The sequence below is a fragment of the Mesorhizobium sp. WSM4815 genome, assembly GCF_055811575.1.
Genome location: NZ_JBVVQS010000101.1, coordinates 492,617 through 508,331 on the forward strand (window position 1 = coordinate 492,617; position 15,715 = coordinate 508,331).

12 protein-coding genes and 2 pseudogenes are annotated in these 15,715 nt (G+C 57.4%); 8 read left to right on the top strand and 6 right to left on the bottom strand.

Annotation, left to right across the window (positions count from 1 at the left end; translation table 11 throughout):
* Window positions 1-262 precede the first annotated feature (262 nt).
* On the top strand, window positions 263-1,999 hold the full coding sequence (locus AC0L2B_RS27840; RefSeq protein WP_473747609.1) for an FG-GAP repeat domain-containing protein: 1,737 nt from the start codon (window positions 263-265) through the stop codon (window positions 1,997-1,999).
* A 4-nt stretch (window positions 2,000-2,003) separates the two neighbouring features.
* Complete coding sequence (locus AC0L2B_RS27845) at window positions 2,004-2,357, top strand: hypothetical protein (protein WP_473747611.1); 354 nt, start codon at window positions 2,004-2,006, stop codon at window positions 2,355-2,357.
* Here AC0L2B_RS27845 and AC0L2B_RS27850 read toward each other — a convergent pair.
* Entirely contained in the window at window positions 2,343-4,040 is a 1,698-nt protein-coding gene (locus AC0L2B_RS27850) for a glycosyltransferase family 39 protein (RefSeq protein WP_473747612.1), read from the bottom strand. The two genes, AC0L2B_RS27845 and AC0L2B_RS27850, sit on opposite strands and share 15 nt — an antisense overlap.
* Window positions 4,041-4,436: 396 nt before the next feature.
* Between AC0L2B_RS27850 and AC0L2B_RS27855 the strand changes: the two genes are divergently transcribed.
* From AC0L2B_RS27855 to AC0L2B_RS27875, 5 genes are all read left to right on the top strand, one after another.
* Window positions 4,437-5,897, top strand: a complete 1,461-nt coding sequence (locus AC0L2B_RS27855) for a UbiA family prenyltransferase (RefSeq protein WP_473747613.1) — start codon at window positions 4,437-4,439, stop codon at window positions 5,895-5,897.
* Between the two features lie 23 nt (window positions 5,898-5,920).
* A complete protein-coding gene (locus AC0L2B_RS27860; RefSeq protein ID WP_091590011.1) occupies window positions 5,921-6,346 on the top strand; it encodes a GtrA family protein in 426 nt (141 codons plus the stop codon).
* Between the two features lie 68 nt (window positions 6,347-6,414).
* Window positions 6,415-7,659, top strand: coding sequence for an FAD-binding oxidoreductase (locus AC0L2B_RS27865; RefSeq protein WP_473747614.1), 1,245 nt, complete (start codon window positions 6,415-6,417; stop codon window positions 7,657-7,659).
* Window positions 7,656-8,402, top strand: coding sequence for an SDR family oxidoreductase (locus AC0L2B_RS27870; protein WP_091590014.1), 747 nt, complete (start codon window positions 7,656-7,658; stop codon window positions 8,400-8,402). Before AC0L2B_RS27865 ends, AC0L2B_RS27870 begins: the two co-directional genes overlap by 4 nt.
* Window positions 8,403-8,623: 221 nt before the next feature.
* On the top strand, window positions 8,624-10,036 hold the full coding sequence (locus AC0L2B_RS27875) for a hypothetical protein (protein ID WP_473747615.1): 1,413 nt from the start codon (window positions 8,624-8,626) through the stop codon (window positions 10,034-10,036).
* A gap of 204 nt (window positions 10,037-10,240) precedes the next feature.
* Here AC0L2B_RS27875 and AC0L2B_RS27880 read toward each other — a convergent pair whose 3' ends face one another.
* From AC0L2B_RS27880 to AC0L2B_RS27890, 3 genes and pseudogenes are all read right to left on the bottom strand, one after another.
* Window positions 10,241-10,831 carry a flavodoxin family protein gene (locus tag AC0L2B_RS27880; RefSeq protein ID WP_473747616.1) on the bottom strand — a complete coding sequence of 197 codons (591 nt, stop codon included), beginning with the start codon at window positions 10,829-10,831 and terminating at the stop codon, window positions 10,241-10,243.
* Window positions 10,832-11,043: 212 nt separating this feature from the next.
* Complete coding sequence (locus tag AC0L2B_RS27885; protein ID WP_473747618.1) at window positions 11,044-11,370, bottom strand: ATP-binding protein; 327 nt, start codon at window positions 11,368-11,370, stop codon at window positions 11,044-11,046.
* Window positions 11,371-11,407: 37 nt separating this feature from the next.
* Window positions 11,408-12,232 (bottom strand): annotated as a pseudogene (locus AC0L2B_RS27890) (Mu transposase domain-containing protein); the annotation flags it as partial.
* 12 nt (window positions 12,233-12,244) lie between these two features.
* On the opposite strand from AC0L2B_RS27890, the pseudogene AC0L2B_RS27895 reads away from it, so the two are divergent.
* Window positions 12,245-12,749: pseudogene (locus AC0L2B_RS27895) on the top strand (IS3 family transposase); the annotation flags it as partial.
* Between the two features lie 140 nt (window positions 12,750-12,889).
* On the opposite strand, the gene AC0L2B_RS27900 reads toward AC0L2B_RS27895, so the two are convergent.
* Window positions 12,890-14,086 carry an acyltransferase family protein gene (locus AC0L2B_RS27900; protein ID WP_473747619.1) on the bottom strand — a complete coding sequence of 399 codons (1,197 nt, stop codon included), beginning with the start codon at window positions 14,084-14,086 and terminating at the stop codon, window positions 12,890-12,892.
* Between the two features lie 121 nt (window positions 14,087-14,207).
* Window positions 14,208-15,644 carry a polysaccharide biosynthesis/export family protein gene (locus AC0L2B_RS27905; RefSeq protein WP_473747620.1) on the bottom strand — a complete coding sequence of 479 codons (1,437 nt, stop codon included), beginning with the start codon at window positions 15,642-15,644 and terminating at the stop codon, window positions 14,208-14,210.
* Window positions 15,645-15,715 lie beyond the last annotated feature (71 nt).

Genomic DNA, 15,715 nt, shown 5'->3' on the forward strand with positions numbered 1-15,715 from the left:
TGGATCTTAATATTTCCGGTACTTGACCGAAAGGGGGAACCCTTCATTAACCAACTCGCGAAGGAGCCGATCGCCTTCACCTCAACCACGGTCCCGGCTTTGCCAGGACCGCGCCCTCAAACGTGGTACACATACTCCCTTTGGGCCTCTAACGGCCGCCTAGCCTCACGTGCTTTGCTCGGGCGACTTGGAGGCCGGATCATTCTCGGAGAAACGGTGGCCAAAAAGGCCTAGTCGAGGTTTTCCTATTCGAGCCGATGTCATGAGCATTGAGGTCTTTCAGATGCTGTTGAGCACATTGGAACGGCGGAGACGGCACTGTGCCGCTTGGTGGACCTGCTTGCTGGCAATGGCCGTGATAGTGGGGTGCACGAAGTTCACGGCCAGCGAGCCGGTGTCGCTGTCGTCGGCTGCGCTGTGGGATGGCCTCGAATTTCGAATGCAAGTCGTCGACGATCGATCCGGCGACGTAAAGATCGTTGGTGACATTGACGGCGACGGCCTCTTCGACCTCGTGATCGGAGGCGAAGTCAAGGAAGCGTTGGTCTGGTATCGTGCACCGGGTTGGCGTCCATATCTGATCGGACGGCCCAAAAACCAGTTTACGACCGACGGTGCGTTGGGCGACATCGACAGTGACGGCGATCTTGACATAGTCGTTCCCGATGGGCCGGAAGGTGCCAATCTAGTGGGGTTCCAGAATCCACTGCCAAGCGGAGACCCTACCGACGGCGCACAATGGCTCCGTCGCGAGATCGGAGAGATCGGAGGTTGGGGCAAGGATGTCAAACTCGCCGATTTCGATGGTGACCGACGTCTAGATATTGCAACGCGGTCGCAAGATAGCGTCATCATCTTTTTCCAGAATGCTGACGGATCATGGATGGGCCGCCCTTTGACGAGCCGCGACTTTGGTCAGGAAGGGTTGGGTATAGGGGACATAGATGCTGACGGCATACAGGACATCGTCGTAAGTGGAGCCTGGCTAAAAAATCCAGGATATGCACAAGCACGAGTGGACAAATGGGAGAGTTATTCGATAGGGCCGGCACCTGAAAACTTCAAAACGGTCGTTGCGGATATCGATCAAGACGGCCAACCCGACGTCTTGTATTCATCCTCGGAGGACGTTGCAGACATCGTGTGGTACAAAGCCAAGGATGGAAATCCCCGAGGATATTGGAAAAGCAACAAAATATTGCCTCTCGTCGAGAAGGCGCACACCCTGGCCGTCGGCGATCTGGACGGAGATGGCGATCCAGACCTCATGGTGGGTCAGATGCATACCTCCAGCGACCGATTGATCGCCGCTGTCTACAATATCGACGGGCGTGGTAAGATGTGGAGGGTCCAGGTCATCGGTCAGGGTGGAGTCCACAATGGCGTTCTCGCTGATCTCGACGCTGATGGTGATCTTGATGTTTACGGCTCCAATTGGGTGACGAATCCGCCAGTTCACATCTGGGTCAATGCGCTCGATTTGCCCCGCGACCGGTTGCCTCTGGACCGATGGGAACTCGCGGCTTCAATAGACACAGGGCAGCAAACATGCACCCTCTCAACAGACGACGTCGATGGAGATGGTGTGACCGATGTGGCTTGCGGCGCATTGGCATGGCGCAACACTGGAGGCGATCTTGCAGAGGGCTGGCCACGAGCAGTCAACGCCAGGGTCAAAAACTCCGCAAACGATGAATCGAATGGGCCGCGGCTAGTGTCACCCGATCTTGCGCCTCTGTCGGCTGCTGACCTCAACAGCGACAATGCGCCGGATGTGATCGCGGCGGGTACTACTGGGTTGGGCGGCCTTTATATCCTCGCCGACCATGGCAACGGTCGTCGAGGCCTGCAGTATATTAGCTCCGGCAGTTTTGTGGCCGCGCGAGCCGTTGACCTCGATGTCGACGGCGATCTCGATATTGTCGCCCTCTCCAATGGCGAGTTTCCGTCGCTTTGCATTCTGCGCAATCTCGCGATTTCTCGCGATCGTCGGGGCTAAGAGAGTGCCGTCCACAAAACGGCTGGAGGCACTTTTTGAACAGCCTGCCGCGAAGGGTAGACGTCGCAACAAAAAGAAAATGCCGGGATCCGGCGACAGCAAGGAGCGGTCGCGCTTCACCGTAGAATGCGGCCCGTGGCTCAGCCTGCGGCATGCGCGTCGGCTTCGACAGGTCGAAGCTGACGCAAAAAAGCAATGTCATATTTCGGTCGACCTGCCCCATGCTTCGGAGCTGCACTCAGGAGAATGTCCGCTTGCTTCGAAACTGCAAAGGATTAACAGGCGCCGTTCGGGCACGCGCAAGCCGCCTGCTGCGTTGGTATGGCACGCCGAAGGTCAAACCTTAATCATCGAGTAGTTCACCCTGTGCCGTCGGATCGTGAGCGGAGTAGCAGGTATACTTTGACCAGGGTCCGGTTTGTGTCGCGTGGCAATCAACGCCCTCAATATCCTCCATGACGGTATGATCATATACTGCCGAGAATCCGCGCTCGCGAATTCGCCTGATCTTGCCTTCGAGGTCAGACGGTATGGGGTCGGGAGAGGGCCCCGGAAAAATGCTCCAGATCAGACCACGTCCAGGCTTCTCACTGAGAAAGCTGATGAGATGCGGCCTCGGATCGGAGTATCCCTGATAATCGGGAACGAACTCCCGGACCCTTACGTCGGCTCCGGCGCGGGAAAAATAAAAGCCGAACACTTTGGGATGCAAAAATTCGGGGTAGGGAGTTGGGAAGCCCTGATCGAGGATGAAAAGGACTTCCGAGACTCCAGCGTCCTTCAAGATCGCGCTTTCGTGCTCCCATGTCAGGTGTTTGTTAATTTCTGTAGAGCTTTGGACCCCCCAGATCAAGGCACCTGCAAAGAACACGGCAACTGTCGCGTAGCGTGCGCATAAGCGAGTGCTCGGCATTGCGTCGATGAACCATATCAAGCCGAGGAAAAGGCCAGGTGCAAAGGGGAACAGGAAGCGAGGCATGAAAGTAGGTCGAAGTACTGCAATGCCGAGAAAAAGGCATAACCCAAGGAAGCTTACCAAGGCGGTCAGGAATAGCGGGGATGATCGGATGGAGTTGCGCAGGCGCGCTATCCACAACAACGCGACGTTGGTCACGCGATAGCGGCGCAGCGTGCCTTCATCAGCCGCGTTTTTGGCATCGATGAGAAGCGCCGCACCAATAACGCAGACCAGGAGGAGGGCGACATAGATTTCGCCTGCCAGGAACTTCAACGCACGTCCGAGATCGAAGAGCGACAACGGCTTGAGCCAGAAGTTCTGGGAAGTGGTTATGTGCAAAATGGCTTCGTAGTGGCTCAGGAAGACCGCGGCAACTGGCGTGTAGGCAAAACCTGCAAAGGCAATCGCGAGGGGCCGCGTTCGCCAAAAAAGAAGAAGAAGCGACACCCCCTGGACTGCTGACATGACCAAGGTCGTGTAATGGTTCAGTCCGAGAAACAGCCCCGACAGCGCCCACCCGGTGATGTCCCCGGTCTCGTCTTTGCCCCGTAGCGCACGAAAGAAGAAAACGGTTTGCAACACGGAACCGAACACCGTGAAGGCGTAGCTTCTCGCCTCTTCGGCGTAATACAAACTGGGAATCCACAGCGCGATGATGATCGTGAACAAGGCCCTTTGATGCAGTGGCATCCGTCCGCGCAACAGCATCCATGCCATTAATGGCGCAGCGGCGGTGGCAATCATGCCAGGCGCACGAATTGCAACATTAGACACGCCGAAGAGTTGCCCCCACCCCCAGACAGTCAGGTAGTAGAGGGGTGCGTTTACATCGATCCCCAGAATCTCACGTGCCCCGCGCCAGTCCTGCAGTGCAATCGTCGCGGTCCACACCTCGTCATACCAAAACGCCTCGTCTGAGTTGACGAGCCAACGCAACATTGCCCCCATTGCAATGGCGGCAAAGACGCAAAATAGGGTGAACTTCCTGTCAATTCCGTCCTTGGGTTCTGAAGCGACACTGTTACCATCGATGGAATTGTTCTGAATGTTATTATCTGGCTCGACTTTGAGAACACTCACCATTGCCCCTGATCCCGCCATCGTTATTCAGGACGCATTTGTAATATTGACAAACATAGAGATTTATTGCCGTTATGGGTGCAATTTTGAACGCGGTCTACACGTCTGGAGCTCCCGCGGTGCGCTACCAAGTTCTTGAACATCGCTGTGGCCAGTTCGATACGAATTTCCATATGTGCCAAAGCTTTGTGCGGCCCAGCCGCCCCCGCTGCAACGCATCATAATTCGTCGAAACTCACACGATGGTGGTATCGTTTACTTCGTTTTGCGCGCTACGCTTCGTCAATGAGCGCAAAACTCACACGATGGTGGTATCGTTTACTCCGTTTTGCGCACTACGCTTCGTCATGAGCGCGTGATCTGCTCAGCTCTGCAACCTGCAGAGTGGGCGAAGCGCAAATGGCGCAAGAATCGATACATGTCGAAGTTGCGGCGCCGCTACCGGCTTGCCGTCGCCCGCTCGTTGTTGATATGGACGGGACACTGGTTCGTTCAGACCTGTTGATAGAGACCGCCCTGTCGGAGTTTGCACGCCGACCTCAATCTGCGGTCGACATGTTAAAAGCACTGAGGCTTGGCAAGGCTGCGTTAAAGCAGTGCGCTGCTTCCTCGGTAGAGTTCGACGCGTCTGCGCTTCCATACGACGAAGCTGTGCTCAAAGAGATTGAGGCGGCGCAGAAGGACGGGCGGCAAGTCTACCTTGCATCCGCCGCTTCCGAACGCATCGTCAGAGCTGTTGCAGATCACTTGGGCGTTTTTGATGGGTATATCGGGTCGGATGCGACCACGAACTGCTCGGGCAAGACGAAAGCAGCCAAGCTGGTCGCAGTGTTCGGCGAGGGAAGGTTCGACTACATTGGCAACGATGCCGACGACCTGGCTGTCTGGTCAAAATGCGGAACGGCAATTGCAATCCGCACATCTGGACGGGTTTCCAGAAGGCTTGCGGCAATGCCTGTCGAAAAGGAATACCTGCCCCACCAGAAACCAAGCTGGCGGACATGGGCGCGCCTTTTGAGGGTGCACCAATACACGAAGAACCTTCTGCTGCTGGTTCCGTTGCTGGCTTCCCACCAGTTCACTGCCGAGAACCTGATCGAGCTCGGAATCGCATTCCTCAGCTTTTGCCTTTGCGCTTCGAGTGTCTACATTATCAACGACCTCGTTGATCTTCAGGCCGACAGGGCGCACCCGACCAAGCGGCATCGACCGCTGGCGGAGGGCAGAATCCAACTGATCCACGCGTTGCTCGCCGCGCCGCTGCTTTTAATCGCGTCATTCATCCTCGCTACTGGTGTGTCTCCTGCCTTCTTTGCCGTCCTCCTTGGGTACTTCGTCCTTACCACGGCCTATTCGTTCTACCTCAAGCGCAAGATGCTCATCGACGTCGTTACGCTCGCGATGCTCTACACGGTGCGCATCATTGCCGGGGCTATCGCGATCGGAGTGCACGTCTCTCCGTGGCTTCTGACCTTCGCCATCTTCATTTTCTTGGCGCTGGCCCTGGTCAAGAGATATGCCGAACTTGCCACACGCCTAGATCTCCAACTGTCGGAGCCTTCGAACCGGAACTACAAGTTCGAGGATCTCGGCGTGGTTGCCGCGTTTGCAGCGGCCGCGGGCTACAATTCCGTCACCGTGTTCGCGCTGTACATATCCTCGCCGGACGTGAACGTGCTCTACCAACGGCCGCAAATGCTCTGGTTCGTCTGCCCCGTGCTCATCTACTGGACCAGCCGTCTGGTGATGATTGCTCACAGGCGCAGCATGACCGAGGATCCGATTGTGTTTGCGATGACCGACCGCAACAGCCTGCTGTCATTCCTCATTGCCGGGCTAGCTGTCGTGGCGGCGGTCTAGGCAACGCGAAATGGTGTAACGATATGCGTTCCCTTCAATTCACAACATACGCGACCCGTTATGCCGCTTTCGCAGTCATCGCGACGGCAGCCAACCTCCTGTTGCAGGAGGCAACAGTTCGCGCTGCACCGTTTTTCACTCTCTTCGTTTCAATCACGGTCGGCACCGTCGGGGGATTTGTCGTCAAATATGTTCTCGACAAAAACTACATCTTCTTTGATCCGTTTGAAGGCAGGTACCAGGAAGCCCGCAAGGTAACGCTCTACGGGGTGTTCAGCGTACTAACGACGATTATCTCCTGGGCCTTCGAAATAGGATTCTGGCACATTTGGGGGACGTCTCTTGCCAAATATTCGGGCGCGATTCTCGGACTTGCCATCGGCTATGCAACCAAGTTCGCCCTCGACAGCAGATATACCTTCCGTTCCGGGAGGCCACAGTGGAGCTAAGCGGGTGGGGACGGTATCCGAGGCACAGCAGCAACGTCGTCAGCCCGGGATCTCCTCGCGAACTGGCGATGCTGCAGCGGCACATACCGACCTACGTGGCGCGAGGCAACGGACGCTCATATGGCGACGCCAGTATCGGTGCAGGAGTGACGCTCGATATGCGTCGCTTCGACCGAATGAAGGGTTTCGACGAAACCTCGGGCTTACTGACAGTCGAAGCTGGTGTGTTACTAGCTGACCTAATCGACAGATTCCTGCCTCGAGGGTTCTTCCCTGCCGTGGTACCGGGCACGCGCTTTGTCACGATCGGCGGCATGATTGCTGCGGACGTTCACGGCAAAAACCATCATTGGGTCGGGGGCTTCGGCGATCATGTAGAAGCGCTGAAACTGATGTTTCCCTCGGGACAGACGGTCCGATGCTCCCGGGATGATAATTCTGACCTCTTCAAAGCTACGATTGGGGGGATGGGCCTGACTGGAACGATTGTCGAGGCTACGATCCGGTTGATCAAGGTCGAAACAGGATGGATGAGGCAGAACACTGTACGAGCCGAGAATATATTATCGGCCGTGCAGCTACTGACAGCTAATGAAGGCGCCAGCTATGCCGTAGCTTGGGTCGATTGCCTTTCCAGGGGAAACGCGCTTGGCCGCTCGCTGGTTTACCTCGGCGAACATGTCAGCCTTGACGCTCTCCAGGAAAGAAACCCGGGTGCACCGATCTACCCGAATACCCGTGGTCGCGGGATTGCTGTGCCATTGGATGCCCCGGGATTTCTTCTCAACAGGCACTCCATCCGAGCCTTTAATGCGCTCCGTTACGCCCGCGCACGCACCAAGGATGAACTGGTGACGTGGCAATCCTATTTCTTCCCCCTGGACGGCCTTGACCAATGGAACCGGCTCTACGGCCGCCGCGGGTTCCTGCAATACCAATTCGTTCTCCCCCATCAGACAGCGTCACGCGTCTTGCCGGAAATCATGGGAGAAATTGCCACAACGAGGGACCCGTCGTTCCTTGCCGTCCTCAAGACGTTGGGCAAGGGTGGCGGCCAGCTTTCATTTCCTATGCCGGGAGTCACGCTGGCTCTCGATTTTCCCGTATCCGACAGCATCTTCTCACTTCTGGATAGATTGGACCGCTTGGTCGTCGAAGGGGGAGGGCGGCTCTATCTGGCTAAGGACGCCCGCCAGCGGCCCGAAACGTTCGAGGCGGGCTATCCGAACCTTTCTGTATTTCGTCAGCAGCGCCGCGCGATTGGGGCCGAAGGACGGCTCGCGTCGATGTTATCGAAAAGGATCGCAGTATGACGACACAACCGGGAACCGCCTTGATCATAGGCGGCACTTCGGACATAGGGAGGGCAACGGCCCTCGTCTATGCCGAGCATGGCTGGAAAGTGATCCTTACGGCCCGAAACGACGAAGAAGGCCTGCGGGAGGTCAACCACCTTCTCACCGCCTCGCAGGCCAAGGCCGAACTTTGCCGCCTCGACATCTTGGATACGGAGTCGTTCGGGCCGTTCATCAATTCACTCGGCACATTGCCCAATACAGTCGTCTGCGTGGTGGGAATGCTTCCAACCCAGTCGAGAGCGGTTGCCGACACGGCATACGCCTCACTGTCACTCCGTACGAATTTTGAGGGGCCCGCAATTCTCCTTGGCATGCTGGCGGACCGATTCGAGAAGCGGGGCACCGGCACCATCGTTGGTGTCAGTTCGGTCGCCGGAAACCGCGGCCGCGCCTCCAACTATGTCTACGGCTCCGCCAAAGCCGGATTGACTGCTTTCCTGTCGGGGCTTCGAGGTCGATTGTGGCACTCAGGCGTGAGGGTGGTGACGGTCATGCCGGGTTTCGTCCGGACCCGAATGACAGACGGGATGAAACTGTCACCATTTTTAACGGCAGAACCTGATGAAGTAGCCGAAGCCATCTACGAGGCTGCGGAATCGCGGCACCGCGACATCATCTACGTGAGAAGAAGCTGGCGTCTTGTCATGGGGGTAATCGCCGCGATGCCTGAGGGCGTTTTTAAGCGGGTCAAGTTCTAGGGGCATTGTGCAGATGAAGCCATTGCGCGCCGCTGCTGGCGAGATAGCTTCGGCAAAAGGGTTCGGAGCCTGCAACGATATTGCCGCCCCGGCGCTCGAATTTTGCGTACAGACTATCTGGATTTCTTATCCTGAACGATGTCCCGCGTCGCTGCAATGTTCGTACTATCCAAACGCAAGTCAAAGCGATCGGTTCACGCCGCTGGGTTGGACCTAGCATCATGCAGGTCTCGTTCATCGGTCTCTTAGTTTGCACTGGAATATTGCTTCTAGGATGCTATTTCCGGGCTCCATTAATCATCGGGCTCATTGTGTCGCTGACATTCGGTGCAACAGCCGTTGTTACGTTAGGTTCGTTTGGGGGATCGTCGCCACTCATCTTCACGTTCTTCGCTGCGCTTCTGGTGACTGCCGTCGCCTTCAGGCGACGAATTTGGCGGCACCTCGGCGATGTATTCGGCGAAATCCGACCGATCTGGGCCCTCTGCGGGCTGATGCTCTATGCCATTGTCGGCGCCTGGTTGTTCCCGCGCTTCTTCGCGGGAGATACTATTGTCTTTGTACAATCGACAATGCGACGCGGAGTCGTGGAGGCTCCGCTTGCACCCGTGTCGGGCAATATCTCACAAACCGGATATTTCGTTTTGGGGGGCCTCACTGCTATCGCCCTGTGCGTTCTGCTTCTGCACAAGGATATAATGGACCAAATTCGGCGCGCATTCCTTCTCTCGTGCGGTCTCCACTGCGGGATGGGATTGATCGACCTAATCGGCAAGCTAGCAGGAGCAGGAGATGTCCTTCGGCCGATCCGCACAGCCAACTACGCGATGCTCTCAGAAGTTAAGACGGGTGGTTTTTGGCGCATTACGGGTGCCGCCTCCGAGGCATCGGCCTTCGGCGGCGGATCACTCGCCTGCTTAGCATTCTGTTATGTTTACTGGCGCAAAACTAAGTCGCGGCTGGCGGGGGGACTGGCAGTTCTGGTGCTTGTCCTTTTGGCCCTTTCCACGTCTTCGGTGGCCTATGTGGGACTAGCCATACTGAGCATTCCTGTTGCGATCTCTATCTTGCGCTCATTCCTTTCCGGCCGCTTCGACAAGAGCGAAATCTTGGTCCTCACCGTCGTTTCGCTTGGTGTTTGCATGGCCTTGGCGATCGGCCTTTATGATGAGGGTTTCTTCACTCCATACGTCCAACTACTTGATTCTATGGTTATAAATAAGGGAAATTCCTCCTCTGGCCAGGAGCGAGCGTACTGGAACGCTAAAAGTATGGAGGCGTTCTTCGAGACGAGCGGTCTCGGTGTAGGCTTGGGCAGTTCGCGTGCATCTAGCTGGCCGATCGCAGTTGCGTCACAGCTTGGCTTGGTCGGCGGCCTGATGATGGTAGTACTCTTGGTGGTGGTTTTTCGGGGCATGGGAAGCCTCAAACAGTATATCGATCCAGAAACCAACGCAGTGGTGTCAAGCGTACGAGCTTGTGCTCTGGCTTCCATTGTTGCCGGCTCTCTGGCCGGTGGGAGCGCCGATCCGGGTATCGTCTTTTTCATTGCTGTTGCGGTCATCAGCGTAAACAGAGTCCGTGCTCTAGGCGCAAGTACGCCCGTCACGCGGCTCCCGACGCAGGACTCCTAGTTCGGCCCGCGACCGGCGGGTCGGATCGCCTGAAGGCTCCTGATACGGAGATCCCTGTCAAACGGCGTTGAAGATTGACCCCTTATCGGCGTGCAATATTGACCCCTAAGGTCGGTGAGCTGATCCGATCCGTCGAGGCTGCTCGGAGTTGCGCACCTGGGCGGTCGTGTCTCACCACGCGAGGAGGCAAGAGATGTGCCGGTATCACCTGCTCCCGACCCACTGCCGGATCTCGTCAGCCAATTGCTCGAGAACGCCCATCGTCCCGGCGGGGAGCGGGTCCGGAAACCGTTGCTCGGGATACGCGAGCGTTCCCCCCAGATGGACCGGCTTGACGCAGGGCATCTCGTGCTGTTCGAAAAACTTGATCATGTTGTCCGCGCACAGGCGCACACTCGGATCGTCCGCGGGATCGGTGGCGCCGTTGACGATGACCGCTCCGAGTTTTCCTTTGAGCTGTTGTCCGTCGCGCCACAAGGGATCCGATCTGTCAAGCAAGACGACGCCCAGGGCCGGCGGCATTCCGAAGCAGGTGGGAGTAGCCATCAGAATCACGTCCGACTCTTTCATGAGTGACAGAACACGATCGATCCCGTCGCCGTGGTATCCGAACGTTTGATAACACTGCTCGCACCCGAGACAGTCGATACGCTCATCGGCCAGACGCACCTGTTCCACGACCTTCACCCGCCGATCTCTCTCGAGCGAGCGAAGAACCTCGCCGAGCATCCGCGCTGAGTTACTGGACGCGCGTGGGCTGCAGTCTATTCCAATGATGGTCGTCGCTTTGTCCATGTGAGGATCCCTAGTAAGGCGTGACAGCTCGATACCGAATGGCACGGGGCGACGTTTTGAGTATCCCCACCGATGGCTTCAAAGTCGACGATACTCGCTCTTTACCTTTGAATTTTCCGGATCACAATATTGACTCCCTAAGGTCGGTGAGCTGATCCGATCCGTCGAGGCTGCTCGGGGTTGCGCACCTGGGCGGTTCAGCGGGTTGGGGTTCAGGCGCGGTTCTTGAAGCGCCAGCTCTCGTTGCCGGTCTCGACGATATCGCAGTGGTGAGCGAGCCGGTCGAGGAGCGCGATGGTTATCTTGGCGTCACCGAAGACCAACGGCCATTCCCCGAAGGTCAGGTTGGTAGTGACGATGACCGAGGTCTGCTCGTAGAGGCGGCTGACCAGGTGGAATAGCAGTTGGCCACCCTGGTACTTGATCGAGCGAGCCTGCTTCTCGGCGATCTCGGAGGTGAGCAGGTCGGCCACGACGCGTTGGGGATCGTGCTGGCGCTTGATGGCGGTGGCTATGATCTCGTCGTAGGCATTCTTCATGCCGTAGAGCTTGTGGTCAGGATCTTGGACCGTTCCATCATATTGCCCTCCTCAGGCTGTCGTAGCGGGCACAATCGGCCACTGGTTCACTGCGCAACCGTAGGGCTTGTGGCGTCGTCATGATGGTCACTGGCGCGGTGGGTTCACGCTGCCGGGCCAGGATGTTGAGGATGACGTCGGCCGAGCAGACTCCTTCCCGCAGGGCTTCGGCGCAGGCGGCTTCGACCGCCTGCAACCCATCCTGCAGCACCGCCGTGAGGATCGAGACAATCTGCCGATTGCCATCATCGAGAGCGGCGAGACGACGCCTGATCTTGTCGATGCCGGCAGGCAGCCAGTCCTTGAAGGGAGCGCCATTACGCAAAGCCCCGGGCTTGCGGGCCAGCACCGGCACGTAGTGCGAACGGATCGAAGGTCGTCTGGTCGCGACCGAAAGAGCGGGGATGCTCGCCGACCATCCTGCCGTCCTGGCGCAGCTTGATGTGATCGGCATAGGCCCTGATCTCGACCGGTCGGCCGACTGCACTTGCCATAACCGAGTACGGTTGTTGTCGAAGCGCACCAGGCAGGTCTTGGACACCGATGCCGTCACGCCGTGGAAGCCATCGAAGCGGCCGACATATGGCACCAGGTTCGGCCGCTCGGTCTCGAACACCTCCCAGATCGTCCGGTCTCGGAGTTCGGGATGCCGATGCGCCCGGGCATAAGCCATGGCTTTATCGAGCAGCACAACGTTCAACTCGTCATAGCTCTTGACCCGCCGACGCGGCGTGAAGAAGCGCTCGCGCACCAACCCCACCAGGTTCTCGACCTGGCCCTTCTCCCAGCCCGAGGCCGGAGTGCAGGGGACTGGGTCGACAAGATTTGCCCGCAGGTCTCCGACTTCACCTACGTCGCGACCTGGACGGGCTTCGTCTATGTCGCCTTTGTCATCGACACCTTTGCGCGAATGATCGTTGGCTGGCGGGTGAGCCGGACGGCGCATGCCAGCTTCGTTCTGGACGCTCTGGAACAAGGCTCTCCACGATCGGCGGCCCGTGCAGGGAGGCGGGCTCATCCATCACAGCGATAGAGGCAGCCAATACGTCTCTATCAGATACACCGAGCGCCTGGCGGAGGCCGGCGTCGAGCCTTCGGTGGGCAGTGTCGGCGACTCTTACGACAATGCTCTCGCCGAAACGATCAACGGTCTTTACAAGGCCGAAGTGATACATCGACGCGGACCCTGGCGCTCATTCGAGGCCGTCGAGTTCGCCACGCTCGAATGGGTCGACTGGTTCAACAATCGCCGGCTGCTGGAGCCCATCGGCAACATGCCGCCGGCCGAAGCCGAGGAACGCTACGACGCCATGTTGGATGAACCAGCCATAGCCGCGTGACTCAAACGAAACAGCTTCGATCAACTCGGGGCGGTTCACATTTACGGGCGCCGGCTCTTTGCAAAGGTGTTGCTCCCGCGCCGCGCTGGCAGAGTTGGCAAACAAAAGCGAGAGGAAAGCAAGAGCAATACGCACCGTTGTCATGTCGGCATCTCGGAAATTTGCCCGGTGGGAGATCGCAGATTGTGGATACCCAGGAAGCGGCGTTCGAAAAATCGGAATGAAAGTTCTGCGGCGACAATCGTCAGAAGGTATGCCAACAAGAACAACGCGATCCACGTATGGATTGGCCTCGGGTTCGCCGAAAAGTCCATTATCGGAGAGAGGGCCAACTTGGCCGCGACGACCGCAATCGCATGGTAAATGTATGCGCCATATGAAATCTCTCCAATATGTTGGAGAGATTTCAGTCTCAAAAGCCAGTGAACGGAATGGTGCTCCACAGCGGCAAGGCTTACAAGGCCGGCAGAGGCGGCGGCTAGCGCACTGTAAAGGAATACTTCGCGATACTGCCCCCACAGAATTCCGGAGAGGACGTTTTTTAGGATGTCGATGCCCCGCGCTTCCACGACATAGTAGTTAATGCTTGTGTAAAGTATTACATAGATGAAAAGTAAGCAGGTTCCAACTATTGCAACAAATGGAGCTTTTCTTTGGAGCATTCCATATTTACTTAAAAAAGCTAGCAAACAGCCCGTCCCAAAGGCGTCGGTATGAAGAAATGATCCAGCGTAGACCGCGTACGCGCTGGTTTCGGCACCCCATCCGATTCTGGTTAGGCCAATCGATACGGCTAGGCGCAACATAGGCGCCAAGATGAGCATAGAAAGTAGCAGCAAGACTACGGTGCGGCGGGACATCAGGAACAGCGCAAAGCCGTAGATGACGTAGAACTGCATCTCCACTGAGATAGTCCACAGGTGCCCGACGGGCCAAGAATCAAGCTCACCTCGCCCAAGCGTCATGGCCAGATTGTTGATAAACCCCAGTAGCGAGCCAAGAGCGATCAGGTCGAGGCTACTCCCACTCACAAGGATGGTCACGACACCTGCGCAGATGTAGGCGAAATAGACAGGGACGATCCTAAGTGCGCGCCTGCGAAAAAACCCTACCAACCTCTCTAGCGCCGGTTGATCGCTTTCCCGGCTTATCACCGTAAGGGTAACAACGTATCCGGAGATCACGAAAAAGAGCCACACACCCGTCCATCCAAATGGTAACAATCCGCAATGCTGTGCCACGACCGCCGTCATGGCTAAGCCTCTCAATGCGTCAACTGGGCCAACTCGCTGGCTGTTTTTCGGCATGTACGGAGACATCATCGACTGCGTTGGCATGCTCATATTCCTTCGGTCCGAGCTTCTCCCTCCTGCTCAGGTGGCTGAAGGCGCTTTTGTGGCTTCTCCTCGTCGCCTCTCAAAGTCGTCTGCCTCATCCTGCCAAAAATCCGCAGGGAGGCTACGGAATGCCTACAGTGTCGCCGGCGGTCTCTGCCTTGAGTTCTATTCCCGGCGCCTCATGCCGCTCGGTCGATGTCAGGTCCAGCGCGCCCGTTTCATCCTCAGCCAGTGGTATTTCAACCTTGATCGTGTCTCCGGGCTCGACGGCACTCGTTTCGTCAGCTTGGATTTGCACTGTCGCACCGTCCGCCGACGGCCGGAAAATCGTGTAGATCGGCGCAGCCAGCTCCGCGTCGGCTCGGCGGGCAAGAAGGCTCGGGGCAGATACCGCGGACTCGTACAATAGCCGCCTTGTCGTCTCTGTCTTGCTTTCGAGAGCATCGAGCTCAGCTTGCGTTTGACGCAGATCGACCGTTATCTCATTTTCGCGCCCATCCTGGAGCTCGAGAATTGATATGTCAGTTTTACTGATTTCCTGGCGCCCGCGCAGCAGACTGGTTTCCGCCGACAACCTCTCGCTCTGCGCCTGGGCAAGGGCCCGCTCCAGAGAAAACTCGCGCGGCGCCGCCGCAAGACCTTTGGCGACAAGCGCCGAAACCGCTGTCAATTCTTTCTGGATTGAGCCGATCTGCTTGTCGAGAAAAACGAGTTGCGCTTCCAGCGAGGCAAGTTCCTTCTGGAGGAACTCGCGGAGACCAAGAAGCGCCTTGACCTGAGTGTCCAATCCCTCGCTGCGCGCCTGGAAGATCAAGCGTTCCTGCTTCAAGAGCACGGCAAAGACGTCGTCCTGAATACGCGACGTCAACTGGGCCGGAAACTGAATGTCGCTGGCATGCGAGAGTTCCGCCTCGAGCCGTGCCTTGCGAGCGAGGAGACTGGCCTCGCTCAGTCTAAGCAGGCTCACATCCCCTTGGCCCTGGATCACTTCGCGCTCGAACCTGGCATCCCTGTCCTCTCGAGTCCGCAACCCGCCCGCGATGCTCAATGCCTGCAAGATGGTCAGCCCGGGCCGGTATGCGAATTCTCCCGACTGCGTCACCTTGCCGACGACGTAGAACGGTCGGAACTGGACGATTTCAACAGCGGTGTTCGGTTTTCGCGAGAGGCCGACGCTTTTCATGAGGCTGTCGCCGATCGAGTTCGCGATCTCACCGGTGGTGAGTCCGGCAGCCTTGATTTCGCCGACCAGCGGTAGCGAAACGGAGCCATTGGGACCGACTATGTATTCGTCATTGAGAGCATCCCAGCCAAAAATCTTGTCGCGTGATGCACGCCATTCGTAGACCTTGACGCGGAGCTTGTCCTGCGGGCCGAGCACATAGTCTGTGGGGTTTGCAGCCGAGGCACCCAACATGCAGGCCAGGGACATCCCCGCATACACCACGACGTGGAGAATGCGCCAACCGTCGCGCCGAGCCGACAGGTTGCCCAGGCGCCGAACTCGATGATTTGAACGAGCGCCGCTGTCGAGGGAAAAAGGCAGTTCCTGGAGCATCTCTTACCTCTGCACTAGATCTTCAGATTCTACTCGGGCTCCACCCAGCCCCTTGCGACTGTGAAAGAAGC